The 13,056-nt window shown below is 57.9% G+C and carries 13 protein-coding genes; 9 read left to right on the forward strand and 4 right to left on the reverse strand.

The genetic code is table 11. From position 1 onward, the window contains the following. Positions 1-7: 7 nt before the first annotated feature. Positions 8-1,276 (reverse strand): hypothetical protein, encoded by a 1,269-nt coding sequence (locus BM320_RS07725; protein WP_090198526.1) that lies wholly within the window; start codon positions 1,274-1,276, stop codon positions 8-10. A 77-nt stretch (positions 1,277-1,353) separates the two neighbouring features. Between BM320_RS07725 and BM320_RS07730 the strand changes: the two genes are divergently transcribed. The 3 genes from BM320_RS07730 to BM320_RS16390 all read left to right on the forward strand — a co-directional run bounded on the left by BM320_RS07730 (position 1,354) and on the right by BM320_RS16390 (position 2,853). After that, on the forward strand, positions 1,354-1,983 hold the full coding sequence (locus BM320_RS07730) for a MarC family protein (protein ID WP_090198529.1): 630 nt from the start codon (positions 1,354-1,356) through the stop codon (positions 1,981-1,983). A 9-nt stretch (positions 1,984-1,992) separates the two neighbouring features. Next, entirely contained in the window at positions 1,993-2,571 is a 579-nt protein-coding gene (locus BM320_RS07735) for a retropepsin-like aspartic protease family protein (protein ID WP_090198532.1), read from the forward strand. Between the two features lie 141 nt (positions 2,572-2,712). Continuing rightward, positions 2,713-2,853: a hypothetical protein gene (locus tag BM320_RS16390; protein WP_165615008.1), complete on the forward strand. Its 141-nt coding sequence runs from the start codon at positions 2,713-2,715 to the stop codon at positions 2,851-2,853. Here the strand turns inward: BM320_RS16390 and BM320_RS07740 are convergent. Together BM320_RS07740 and BM320_RS07745 are read right to left on the reverse strand one after the other, a co-directional pair. Beyond that, positions 2,850-3,305: a DNA polymerase III subunit chi gene (locus tag BM320_RS07740; RefSeq protein WP_090198534.1), complete on the reverse strand. Its 456-nt coding sequence runs from the start codon at positions 3,303-3,305 to the stop codon at positions 2,850-2,852. The genes BM320_RS16390 and BM320_RS07740 overlap by 4 nt on opposite strands. A 1-nt stretch (position 3,306) precedes the next feature. Further along, the gene (locus tag BM320_RS07745; RefSeq protein WP_090200465.1) at positions 3,307-4,773 is read right to left on the reverse strand and encodes a leucyl aminopeptidase; all 1,467 of its coding nucleotides are present in this window, start codon (positions 4,771-4,773) and stop codon (positions 3,307-3,309) included. A 137-nt stretch (positions 4,774-4,910) separates the two neighbouring features. On the opposite strand from BM320_RS07745, the gene lptF reads away from it, so the two are divergent. The 6 genes from lptF to rsmA are packed head-to-tail and all read left to right on the forward strand — an operon-like array spanning position 4,911 to position 12,335. Beyond that, positions 4,911-6,041 (forward strand): LPS export ABC transporter permease LptF, encoded by a 1,131-nt coding sequence (gene lptF, locus BM320_RS07750; RefSeq protein ID WP_278246420.1) that lies wholly within the window; start codon positions 4,911-4,913, stop codon positions 6,039-6,041. Then, positions 6,038-7,132 carry an LPS export ABC transporter permease LptG gene (lptG, locus tag BM320_RS07755; protein ID WP_090198537.1) on the forward strand — a complete coding sequence of 365 codons (1,095 nt, stop codon included), beginning with the start codon at positions 6,038-6,040 and terminating at the stop codon, positions 7,130-7,132. The genes lptF and lptG overlap by 4 nt, the downstream gene beginning before the upstream one ends. After that, positions 7,132-9,231 (forward strand): LPS-assembly protein LptD, encoded by a 2,100-nt coding sequence (locus tag BM320_RS07760; RefSeq protein ID WP_090198540.1) that lies wholly within the window; start codon positions 7,132-7,134, stop codon positions 9,229-9,231. The genes lptG and BM320_RS07760 overlap by 1 nt, the downstream gene beginning before the upstream one ends. Positions 9,232-9,251: 20 nt before the next feature. Continuing rightward, positions 9,252-10,469 (forward strand): peptidylprolyl isomerase, encoded by a 1,218-nt coding sequence (locus tag BM320_RS07765; protein WP_090198543.1) that lies wholly within the window; start codon positions 9,252-9,254, stop codon positions 10,467-10,469. Then, on the forward strand, positions 10,466-11,440 hold the full coding sequence (gene pdxA / locus BM320_RS07770) for a 4-hydroxythreonine-4-phosphate dehydrogenase PdxA (RefSeq protein WP_090198546.1): 975 nt from the start codon (positions 10,466-10,468) through the stop codon (positions 11,438-11,440). Before BM320_RS07765 ends, pdxA begins: the two co-directional genes overlap by 4 nt. Positions 11,441-11,486: 46 nt before the next feature. Continuing rightward, the gene (gene rsmA, locus BM320_RS07775) at positions 11,487-12,335 is read left to right on the forward strand and encodes a 16S rRNA (adenine(1518)-N(6)/adenine(1519)-N(6))-dimethyltransferase RsmA (protein WP_090198549.1); all 849 of its coding nucleotides are present in this window, start codon (positions 11,487-11,489) and stop codon (positions 12,333-12,335) included. A 34-nt stretch (positions 12,336-12,369) separates the two neighbouring features. Here rsmA and BM320_RS07780 read toward each other — a convergent pair whose 3' ends face one another. After that, a complete protein-coding gene (locus tag BM320_RS07780) occupies positions 12,370-12,912 on the reverse strand; it encodes a DUF4167 domain-containing protein (RefSeq protein WP_090198551.1) in 543 nt (180 codons plus the stop codon). Positions 12,913-13,056 lie beyond the last annotated feature (144 nt).

Consider the following 13,056-nt stretch of genomic DNA (forward strand, 5'->3'; position numbering starts at 1 on the left):
AACCGCTCTATTCGCCAAGTGCGACTGCCGCATCTGCTATGCACTGCGGCAGCAATCCATTGAACATATACGGCTCCTCTCTTGCCGCCATATTCGACAGGCCTTTCATCAGCGCCGACACTGCCCGTTCAGAGTTGTCGTAATCGCTTGACGCGATCAACCCGCTACTGAAAAAATCTCGGGTAAATCGGTCAAGTCCGACAATCTCGCCACGCGCGACACATTCCGCGACTTCTGCGCCGCATAAACGTTCGCAAACAGTCACCAAAGGACGCAGTGACGTCGTATAGTCTGCCTCTGCGATCAATAAGTCGCCCATCGTGACCAAGTTATCATCCCCATCCAAAGACTCCGGATTACGGTCTCTAACCATAATCGTTTGCAGATAGAATTCGGCTACTTTTTCATGCTGTTCAGCATACCTAAGCTCTTCGATAATCGAAGGTCGAAAACTGGGTAGATACGCGCGCAATTGAACAGCGTGCCAACGCCCATCGCGCAGGGCCGCATCGAGCGCATACGTGTCCTCGGCCCGCCAAGGCAAGCCACCCCAATGCGCCACGATCGCTTCCGCTTCGCCCGGTTCAAGCATGTTATTGGCCTCAACAAGACCCGCGTGGAACATGCGCATCCACCAAACAGTTGCGCGTATCTCCATATCTAAGGGAAATCTTGTTTCAAGATAGCGCGCGATGTCGATTTCCAGCAAACGCCTATTGTTTCTCAAAGCCGTTACCATACGTGGCTGATACCCTGCGGCCCATGTGCGTTCTGCCAGCGCGATCCAAGTATCAATATCTTCGACACGATCAATTTCTCTAAGCGCGGCCATCGCGGGAACCGTACCCGAATCAACATAATATGGTGAAGATATCGTCGTTCGCGCGCCTGACCGATCCGCAGGAACCAACGCCTTGCGTTCGTTCCGATCAAGTTCTGGAAAGTCGATATCCATATGAACCGCACCCATTATTCGGTTGACGAACATCCGCGCCGCAATATTTCCATCAGCGGCAATTTCACCCAAAGCCCAAAGATCCTCAGCTGGGCTTTCATTACCCAACCAACGCTGCGCCGCGATACGCAATACTGGGTCATCAGCGCCAGAGATCACCTGAGCAACCGCGGGCTGCATCATGAAAGTGATCCCAAAGACCAACGAGAGTGATTTCAGCATGGCATAATCCAAAAACCTGTTTGAACGAAACCTAAGCGAGGCAAACACCCAATACAACCATAGCATTGCATGGACAAAACCGACAGAAACGCGCTGCATATCATCTTGCCAAAAATACTCCCGCCGGAGGCATCAAATTCCTAGGAATTTGATCGGCCTTGCCGCATAAGGTTGCCATGACAGATATTACCGCGCTTATCGCTGCCTTCACCACGATGTTCATTATCATCGATCCGCCTGGCCTTGCGCCTGTGTTTATTGCCATGACCCAAGGCATGAATGCTGCGCAACGCCGCGCAATTGCGATCCGCGCTTGTCTTGTTTCTGCCTGCCTGATGATGGTATTTTTGTTTCTGGGCGAGGCCGTGCTCGGCTTTATCGGTATTTCGATGGATGCGTTCCGGATTGCGGGGGGTATCTTGTTGTTCCTGACCGCGCTGGACATGCTGTTTCAAAAACGTCAGGCCCGCCGCGAAGATAACGCCGCCGAAGGGTTGGAAGAACATCACGACGACCCTTCCGTATTTCCACTGGCTTTGCCGCTGATCGTCGGACCGGGCGCGATCACCACAATCATCCTGCTGGCCGGCCAAGCCCAAGGGGCCAGCGATTTTGTGGCCATTACGGGCGTGATCTTGCTGGTGCTGTTTATTGTGCTTTTGGCGTTTCTGGCATCAAACACGATCGAACGCGCCTTGGGTAAAACCGGCCTGAACATTCTGACGCGGGTCTTGGGGATGCTGCTGGCCGCGCTTGCGGTGCAGTTCATTCTGGACGGGTTGCGCGGTTTTGGCATTGGCGGTTAAGGGCGGATCATGACCGGCGATCAAATCGCGCGTGCGCTGTATCTTGGGATCTTGGGGCTCGCGATTGCGGGGTCGGTTCTGGTCTCGGGGCGCGAAAACCTGAACCGGACAGTGCAACAGGCCATGATCTGGCTGTTTATTTTTCTCGGGGTGATCGGGGCCTACGGGCTTTGGGGGGATATCAGCCGCGACGTGGCGGGCGGTCAGGCGCAACGCGCCGACGGGCGGATATCTGTGCCGCTGGCGCGCGACGGGCATTACTATCTGACCTTGCAGGTAAACGGTGTCGACGTTGCATTTGTGATCGACACGGGCGCCAGCAGCGTTGTGCTGACCCAATCGGACGCCCGCGCATTGGGGTTTGACCCGATAGCGCTGGATTATAACGGGGTCGCGATGACAGCCAATGGCAGCGTTTCAACCGCCACAATCACGCTTGACCGCGTCTCATTGGGCGATCAGACCGATCTTGCGGTGCCAGCGTTTGTGAATGGTGGCACGATGGATCAGTCATTGCTTGGAATGTCCTATCTCAACCGCTTTGCGCATATTGAAATTTCGAACAATTACATGGTGTTGACCCGATGAAATATGTTGTTCTTTCTCTCTTGGTATTGGCGGCCTGCGCCCCTGCCCCCACTGAACTGCCCGAAGATTTTGATTCAAGTTTTACCTTCTAAGGCCGGCGCAATTTACCCGCACTTAATGATTTGCCGCGAAGCTGCTGCAATGGATCAAACCCGCCAATTGCACCCGACGGTCATCGCGGTCATGGCAAGCTGTGCGTTTTGCCTGACATTGGCCGCGGCACAATGGGTACAGGGCAATCTTTGGGTCTGGGACATGCTGCGCGCGCTTTGCGGCGGCTAGTTCTTTTGCGCCTTTAGCACCCAACGCCCGTCTTCTTGCGCGTGATATTGTGCGGTGCATCCCGCATCGGTCAGGGCCTTCCACTGGCTGCGTGCATGCGCAAGCGCCGCCTCGTCCCAGCCGTCGAACATAATACAGCTGCGCGCCAGCGCTGTGACCTCTGCCGCGGTCAGATCGGCCCCGCCGACACAAATTACATAGTCAAACCCCTTAACAGGTACATCGCCGATCAGCACGGGTTGCGCGTCATCATGCGGCCCGCCCGCGATCCCGTGCGGCAAAAACGATGCATCCGGCCCTTTCCACAACACAGCGTCCAGCCGCGCGGCCAAATCAGGATCAGCCGTGCGGATCAGCACCCGCAGGCCTTGCGCGCGCGCCATGACGACGAGTTTGGGCAGCGCCACGTCAAGCGGGCTTTCCTTAAGCTGATAAAATTTGGCCGCGCCCATATCAGTTTTCGTATTTATCCGCGATCAACCGGTTAAGCGCCATCACTCCCCAGCCAGTCGCGCCCGCAGGCGCAAGTGCGGTTTCGGATTTCACGCTAGCCACACCGGCAATATCGATATGGCACCACGGCACATCTTCTTTGACGAATCGTTGCAGGAATTGCGCGGCGGTGATCGATCCGGCCATGCGCCCGCCAATGTTTTTCATGTCTGCAATGCGCGATTTGAGCATATCATCATAGGCTTTGCCCATCGGCATGCGCCATGCGCCTTCGCCTTCGGCGCCTGCGGCTTTGATGAATGCATCCGACAGATCATCCGAATTCGAAAATACCCCTGCGTTTTCATGGCCCAATGCAACCAGAATAGCGCCTGTCAGCGTGGCAAGGTTGATCATGCCCACTGGTCTGAACCGTTCTTGCGCATACCACATCACATCGGCCAGCACCAAACGGCCTTCGGCGTCGGTGTTGATCACCTCGATCGTGTCGCCCTTCATGGATTTCACCACATCACCCGGGCGCACCGCATTGCCCGATGGCATGTTTTCGACCAGCCCAACCAGCCCGACAACATTGGCCTTGGCCTTGCGCAGCGCCAGCGTGCGCATGACACCGGCCACAACACCTGCGCCGCCCATATCCATGGTCATGTCTTCCATGCCTGCAGCCGGTTTGATGCTGATCCCGCCAGTGTCGAACACCACCCCTTTGCCAACCAGCGCAAACGGGGCCTCATCGCCGCCGCCGTTCCACGACATGACAACAACCTTGCTCGGGCTATCAGACCCCTGCCCGACGCACAGCAAGCTGCCCATGCCGAGCCGTTCAAGATCATCTTCTTCAAGGATTTCGACCTCCAGCCCCAGTTCATGCATCGCCGCCAGCCGCGCCGCGAAATCATCCGTGGTCAGGATATTGGCGGGCTCGTTCGTCAGGTCACGGGTGAAAAACACGCCTTCAGAGATTGCGGCCATCGGGGCGGCGGATTTTGCGACAGCTTCGGGTTTGGCCACCATAAAGGTCACCGCGCCTCTGGCGGGTTTGTCCCCTGTTTTATGGCTGTCAAAACGGTAGTCACGCAGCGCAAGCCCAAGCGCGATTTCATCCGCGCGCGCAATGCTGCCCGCGACCACGGTGATATCGGCGTCACCCATCAGCTTGGCCAGTTGTGCACCCGCTTTGCGTGCCTGTGCCTCGCTGGGGCGGCGCGGTAGTTTGGCCACCAGCACCGTTTCCGCCGCCAGCCCGACCGGATAGGCAAGCACCGCTACATCGCCCTGCGCCATTTTTTCGAACTTTTCGCCATCCACAAACCGCGCGATCGCCTTACGCGTCAGCGTGTTCACCTTGCGCGCGCCCGCGTCAAGCTTGCCGTCTTCTCCAACAAAAATGGCAATAACCCCGCGGGCCGTTGCAAGTTGATCAAGATTGACGTCTTTGAACTGAATTTCGGCGGGCGTTGTCATGGTGGCTCCTTGGGGTGGATATGTTTCGCGCATTGGTAGCGCGCGCCCTGCGTAAATACCAGATAGCTGTTCAATCCCGCCTGTGAATGCGATAGCTTGGCAGATATACAAGCCCCGCTTGCAACAAGGATATCCGATTGGCCAAGTTCGACCGATACTTGCTGTCTCAATTGATGGTGATGTTTGGCTTTTTCAGCCTTGTTCTGGTGCTGATCTACTGGATCAACCGGGCGGTTGTTCTGTTTGACCAGCTGATCGCCGACGGGCAATCGGCGGGGGTTTTCCTTGAATTTACCGCGCTTTCCTTGCCATCGGTGATCCGGCTTGCGCTGCCTTTGGCGGCATTTGCGGCGGCAGTTTATGTGACCAACCGGATGACAACCGAATCTGAACTGGTAGTGGTGCAAGCCACGGGCTATTCCGCGTTCCGTCTGGCGCGTCCGGTGTTCTATTTCGGGTTGATTGTGGCTTTGCTCATGTCGCTGTTGATGCATTACCTTGTACCGCTCAGCTCTGCGCGGCTGGATCAGCGGCAGGCGGATATTTCGCGCAACATCACCGCACGGCTGTTGACCGAAGGCCAGTTTATCGAGCCGGTCAACGGGATCACCTTCTACATCCGCGACATCACACAGGCCGGCGAATTGCAGGATATTTTCCTGTCGGACATCCGCAATCCCGAGGAACAGGTCACCTATACCGCCACGCGCGCGTTTTTGGTGAATGACACCGCCGAGACACAATTGGTCATGATCGACGGGCTGGTGCAGGTGTTCGACACAAGCACCGAGCGGCTGACCACGACCGCGTTTGACGATTTTGCCTATAATATCGGAAGCCTGTTCACGGCCCAAGGATCGACCAAACGCAAGGAAAACCATCTTTCAACCGCCGAATTGCTATGGCCCACGCCAGAAATTATCGCCGAAACCAACCGCAGCGCCGCTGTGCTGATAGCGCGCGGCCATGACCGGTTCAGCCAAACCCTGCTGGGGACGGTCGCAGCACTGCTGGGTTTTTCTGCGCTGATGGTCGGGGGGTTCAGCCGCTTTGGTGTCTGGCGCCAGATAATCGCGGCGATTCTATTGATTGTCGTCGTCAAAGCCATGGAAACCGCAGGGATCAACGCCGCACGCAGCGATGACCGGCTGTGGTTTGCAGTCTATTTGCCGGTTGTGGCCGGATTTCTGATCATCTGGTTCCTTTTGTTTTGGGCCACTCGCCCACATCTCTTCAAGCGCCGCCGCAATGCGAGGGTCGCGCCATGATTTTGCACCTGTATTTTGCGCGCCGTTTCCTGATGACGTTTCTGGGCGTTCTGGGCATTTTCTTTGTGATCATGTTGTTCTTGGACATCGTTGAACAATTGCGCCGCTATGCAACGGCGGATGCGAGTTTTTTTGATATTCTGGCGTTGTCGTTGCTGAATATCCCCCAAGGCGTCTATGTCATCTTACCGCTGATCATGATCCTTGCCGCGATTGCATTGTTTCTTGCACTGGCGCGTTCTTCTGAAATGGTGGTGACCCGCGCGGCGGGGCGTTCCGCGCTGCGGGCGCTTGTCGCGCCCTTGGTCGTTGCCTTGATGATCGGCGTTATCGCTGTCGGCGTGGGTAATCCGATCGTGGCAAGCACATCCAAAGAATATGAATCGCGTTCCGGCGCGCTCCGCGGGCGCGAATCTGTGCTGTCTGTCGGGTCTTCGGGGCTTTGGCTGCGGCAAGGCACAGACGCGGGCCAATCCGTGATCCGTGCGCAAAGCGCAAATCTGGACGGCACGCGGCTGACCGATGTGAGCTTTATCCGCTTCGGGCGCGACGGCACGCCCACACAGCGCGTCAACGCCAAGACTGCGCAGCTTGTGCCTGGTGCCTGGGCGTTAACCGACGCAAAGCAGTGGTTTTTTGGCACCGGCGTAAACCCCGAAGCCGCCGCGATCAGCCACGCGACATTCAGCATTACATCGACACTAACGCCGGATCAGATCCGCGACAGTTTTGGCACGCCTTCCTCGATTCCGATTTGGGAATTGCCTACCTTTATCAAGCGGTTGCAGACCGCCGGATTTTCCGCGCAGCGGCATCTAGTCTGGTTCCACGTCGAACTGGCACAGCCGCTATTTCTGGTCGCGATGGTGCTGATCGGCGCGGCCTTTACCGTGCGCCACCAGCGCGGCGGGCGCACGGGGCTGATGGTGATGTTTGCGATATTGCTTGCATTCGTGATCTACTTTATCCGCAACTTTGCGCAGGTCTTGGGCGAAAACGGGCAATTGCCAGCTGTTCTTGCGGCATGGGCGCCGCCATTGGCCGCGATCGGCATCGCCTTTGGTATTTTGCTGCATAACGAGGATGGCTGATGCGCCTGATTGCGATACTTTTGCTGCTTGTTCTTCCCCAGACCGGTCTCGCGCAGGGCGCGGCAAGCCTGATTGCGGATCAGGTCCGGCTGACCACGGACCAGCAGTTGATCGCCAGCGGCAATATCGAAGTGCTTTATGACGGCACGCGACTGACCGCGACGCAGATTACCTATGACCGCGCCAGCGACCGACTGAGCATTGTCGGGCCTATCGTCATCCAATTGGCCGATGGCACTGTTGTTCTTGCCGATAGCGGCGCGTTGGATCCGACTTTGGAAAACGGGATATTGCGCGGCGCGCGTATTGTGCTTGACCAGCAATTGCAACTTGCGGCCAATCAGGTCGACCGTATCGACGGGCGTTATTCGCAGCTTTACAGGACTGTCGCGTCATCCTGTCAGGTTTGCGCGGATCAGGCGCCGCTTTGGTCGATCCGTGCGCAAAGGGTGGTCCATGACAGCGTTGAGCAGCAATTATACTTTGAAAACGCAACGCTGTTCATTCGCAATGCGCCGGTGTTCTGGCTGCCTATGATGCGCCTGCCTGATCCAAGCCTTGAACGGGCAACAGGGTTCCTGATCCCAAGGCAGCGCAATAACACCCAATTGGGTTTCGGGATCAAAGTGCCGTATTTCATCACCTTGGGCGATCACCGCGATTTGACGCTAACGCCTTATGTGTCGGCGGAAACGCGCACGCTGGAACTGATCTACAGGCAGGCATTTCGTAACGGGAACCTGCGGATACAGGGCGCGGCCAGCGATGATACGCTAGAGGATGACAACCGGTCCTATGTGTTTGCGCAGGGCGCGTTTGAACTTTCCGGCGGTTACCAGCTGGATTTCGATATCGAAGCGGTCAGCGACACCGCCTATTTGCAGGACTACGGCTATTCCTCAAAGGACCGGCTCGACAGCGCGATATCGGTGACACGTGCGACGCCCGACAGCCTGCAGCAGGTGCATCTGACCTATTACCAGACCCTGCGCGACGACGAATCAAATGCATCATTGCCACCCCTCGTTGCCGATGCCCAATACGAGACCCGCCAGCCCGCACGATGGGGCGGCACGTTGACCTATGGCGCCAGTATCGACAGCGCCTATCGCTATAGCAGCACTGACGGGGATGCGGGGCGCGATGTAACACGGGTCGGCGGCTTTGGCAGCTGGGAAGAAAGCCGCATCCTGTCAGGCGGGTTTGTCGCCCAGACCAAACTTTCGCTGCGCGCCGATTATTATGCGGTGCAAGACGACAGCAGCTATGCCGCGGGCGCAGTACAGGTGGTGCCATCCTCGCAGGTCACATTACGTTGGCCCTTGGCCGCTTATAGCGACAGCGGTGCCGCACATTTGCTGACACCTGTGGTCAGCCTAGCTTGGGCCGATGCCTATGGCGATACACCCCCAAACGAGGACAGCACCCGCAGCGAATTGGACCGCGGCAATCTTTTTGATCTGTCGCGGTTCACCGGCGAGGACGCCGTTGAAACAGGCGGGCAGATGGCGGTCGGGCTGACCTATACGCGCATTGGCTCTGCGGGGCTGGATACGACACTGGCGTTCGGACGGATCTTGCGCAGCGAGGCGCAGGAAGATTTCACCAGCGCCTCTGGTTTGGACGGGTTGCAATCCGACTGGCTGGTTGCAGGGCAGATTGCGGGCAATAACGGTTTCTTGTTTGACGCGCGCGCATTGTTTGACGACCGTGACGGGCTTACGGTCGCAGATGCGCGTATTGCGTGGCAAAACACACGGGTTTCGCTGGCGGCGCATTATATCTGGCAATCTGCGGATGCCGCAGAAAACCTGACCAGCACCGTGTCGGAATGGACCGTTGATGCGGGCGTTGTTTTGTCGGACCGCTGGCGCGTTGAACTTGACGGGCGCTATGACATTGCCGCCGATTCCCCCGTCAGCGCGGGGATCGTACTGGGATGGCAAAACGAATGTGTGAAAATAGACGTTTCCGCCTCGCGTAGCTATACGTCTTCCACTACAGTTGATCCAAGCACGACTTTTGGGCTAAGTGGCTCTTTGACAGGCTTTTCTGCAGGGCGTTCTGCAGCGGGCCGCGCCACGAGTTGCCGGAATTGATGATAAGAACGAGGACCCCGATGCGCGTATTTACCTATTTCGCCCTGATGCTGGCTTTTGCGCAGACGCTTGGCACGCAAGCCAGCGCGCAGGGGCAGCTGACCCCTGTGATCACAGTTAACGACATGGTTATCACCCGCTATGAGCTTGACCAGCGCATGCGGCTGCTTGAACTGTTTCGCACCCCTGGCGATCTGAACGAGGTCGCGCGCGAAGGACTGATCGAAGACCGGCTCAAGCAGCAGGAAATGGACCGCGTCGGACTGCGCCTAAACCCGGGCACGCTTGAAACCGCGCTCGAGGATTTTGCGGGCCGTGCCAATATGACCTTGCCGCAGTTCACCAATGTTCTTGCGCAAAACAACGTTGATCTTGAAACCTTGCGCGACTTTGTAAAGGTCGGGGTTGCATGGCGTGACTATATCCGCGCGCGTTATAGCCGCGAGGTCACCGTGACCGATGCCGATGTCGAACGCGCGATTCAGGCCCGCGGCACCCAGCCGACCCAGATCGAGGTCCTGCTTTCCGAAATCATCATCGCACCGCCGCCGGACCGGATTGCCCAAGCACAACAAGCAGCGCGCGAAATCTCGCAATTGCGCTCTTTTGCCGAATTCGAGGCCGCCGCGCGCCAGGTCTCTGCACTGCCATCACGTGAAAACGGTGGCCGTTTGGGCTGGTTGCCAATTTCCAACTACCCGCCGCAATTGCAGCAGGTCCTGCTTGACCTTGCACCGGGCGAAGTCACCGAACCGATTGATATTCCCAATGCGATTGCCCTGTTCCAAAAACGCGGCATGCGCGAGGCAACCCGCCCGCAACAGCCGCCATTAAGCATTGATTACGCGGCCTATTATATCCCAGGCGGTCAGTCCGACGCGGCATTGCGGATCGCGGCAGATGTTAAGGATAACGTGGATAGCTGCGACGATCTTTACGGGGTTGCGCGCAACCAGCCTGCCGAAATGCTTGACCGTCTGGTCGTCGCCCCGTCAGAGATTTCAGGCGATGTCGCACTGGAACTGGCGCGGCTTGATCCGGGCGAAGTGTCCTATAACCTGACCCGCGACAACGGGCAGACATTGGTGTTCTTGATGATGTGCGCGCGCAATCATGCCGGCAGTGAAGGGCTCGACGCGGGCACTGTGCGCAACCAGATTGTCAGTCAGCGGCTTGCCGGACTGGCCGAAGCATTGGTCGCGGATTTGCGTGCATCGGCTGTGATCACCGCCCGATGAAACCCGTCGCGATCAGCTGCGGTGAACCTGCGGGCATCGGCCCGGAGGTTGCGGCGGCAGCTTGGGCGGCGCTGCGGAATGAATTGCCACTGTTATGGATTGGTGATCCCGCGCATTTGCCCGCAGGCACCCCGTTTCAAGTGGTCCGCGACGCCGCCGATGCGGGCGGCATAAGCGCCGATGTGCTGCCAGTTCTGGCACAGGATTTCGGCCCCGCAGCCACGCATGGCACGGCCAATCCGGCCCATGCCCAAGGCGTGATCGACGCGATTGCAACAGGGGTCGCGTTGACCCAAAGCGGCGCGGCAAGCGCGCTTTGCACCGCGCCTATCCATAAGGCCGCGCTGATTGACGGGGCAGATTTCCCCTATCCCGGCCATACCGAATATCTCGCGGCTTTGGCCAAGGTCGACCGCGTTGTGATGATGCTTGCCTGTGATGCATTGCGCGTTGTGCCGACCACCATTCATATCGCGATTGACGCAGTGGCCGCCCAGCTGACCGCCAGCCTGCTGACCGATACCATGCTGATCACACATGCGGCGCTGCGCCGCGATTTCGGGGTTGCCGCGCCGCGTATCGCGGTGGCCGGTCTGAACCCGCATGCCGGCGAAAACGGCAAGATGGGCATGCAAGAAATCGACATGATCACCCCCGTGCTGGACGCTTTGCGCGCGCAGGGAATGAATATTGCAGGCCCCTTGCCCGCAGATACGATGTTTCATGCAGGCGCACGGGCGCAATATGACGTTGCTGTGTGCATGTATCATGATCAGGCCCTAATCCCGATCAAGACTTTGGATTTTGCAGGCGGCGTCAATATCACCTTGGGATTGCCGTTTATTCGCACCTCACCGGATCATGGCACTGCGTTTGATATCGCGGGCAAAGGCATTGCCGACCCGACATCGATGATCGCGGCCCTGCGTATGGCGGCAAGAATGGCACATAGTCGCGCGCAAATTTCGTAAATTTGCACGCCGCTCCGCGGGGAGTATTTATGGGAAAAAAGAAGACATGAGCACCATTGATAACCTGCCTGCGCTGCGTGACGTGATTGCAAAGCATGAACTGGCGGCGAAGAAGTCGCTGGGTCAGAATTTTCTGCTGGATCTTAATCTGACCGCAAGGATTGCACGGTTGGCGGGCGATGTTTCGGCGGCGGATGTGCTTGAAATCGGGCCTGGTCCGGGCGGTTTGACCCGCGGGCTTTTGGCCGAAGGCGCGCGCCGTGTTCTGGCGATTGAAAAGGATCCCCGTTGCATGGCGGCGCTGGCGGAAATCTCGGATGCCTATCCGGACCGGTTTCAGGTGATCAATGGCGATGCGCTGGAGGTGGACCCGCTTGCGTATTTGACGCCCCCGATCAAGGTTGCCGCCAATCTGCCCTATAATGTCGGCACCGAATTGTTGGTGCGCTGGCTGACCCCGCCCGCATGGCCACCGTTCTGGCAAAGCCTGACCTTGATGTTCCAGCGCGAAGTTGCGCAACGCATTGTGGCGCAGCCGGGCAGCAAGGCCTATGGGCGGCTTGCCCTGCTTGCGCAGTGGCGCAGCGATCCGCGTATTGTTCTTGAACTGCCGCCCGAGGCCTTTAGCCCGCCACCAAAGGTGAATTCGGCAGTGGTGCATCTGACCGCACTGCCCGCGCCGCGTTTTCCGGCGGATCCTGCGATTTTGAACAAAGTGGTCGCCGCCGCCTTTAACCAGCGTCGCAAGATGCTGCGGTCGGCGTTGAAATCCGTCAGCCCTGATATCGAAGCGCATTTGACGGCAGTGGGCATCAAACCGACAGAGCGCGGCGAACAGATCGGACTAGAGGCCTATTGCGCCCTTGCCCGCCGGATTGCCGACAACCCCGCCTAAGAAAAAGCCCCCCGCAAACCGGAGGGCCAATCGTTTAATCCGCGGCTTCTGTTGTGTTATCGCTTGGCGGTGTCTTGGGCTTGCGCGGTGCGCGTGGTTTGCGCGGGCGCGGCTTTGGCTTTTCTTCGGGGGTGTCCACCAGCCCCGAACCGCCATCATCGTTTGACGTGGCATCGACATGCTGGTCAATTGCGTCTTGCGGTTGCGCATGGTCAGGCTGCGCGTTTGCGGCGGCTTCCTGCGCGCTGATCCGGTCCTGGCGTTCGCGGTCCCGTTCGGCCTGACGTTCGCGGTTTTGCGCCTCTTGCTCTTCGCGCCGTTGATCAACCTCGCGCTGCGCCTCGGCCAGAAGCCGTGTGTAATATTCGGCGTGTTGGGCAAAGTTTTCGGCATTCACCCGATCGCCTGCCAACTGCGCATCCCTGTGCAATTGATTATATTTTTCAATGATCTGCTGAGGTGTTCCGCGTACTTTACCATCCGGACCGGAGCTATCAAACACGCGGTTGATAATGTTACCACCCGACGGGCGTGGATTGCGGTTCTTGTTCCGTGACCGGGACTTAGATGATCTCATTGATTTGCTTTCAAGCCTTTGGCTGTCGTTGCGCTTGCCATTTCACGCCTTATGCGCGTCTTGAATATTTGGCCTTGCGATGTTTTGGCGACTAATCGGGGAGAGATCCAAGCGGGCTCTCTTACCGTCCGATGCATTTGAATA

Source organism: Yoonia tamlensis, assembly GCF_900115105.1.
GTDB lineage: Bacteria > Pseudomonadota > Alphaproteobacteria > Rhodobacterales > Rhodobacteraceae > Yoonia > Yoonia tamlensis.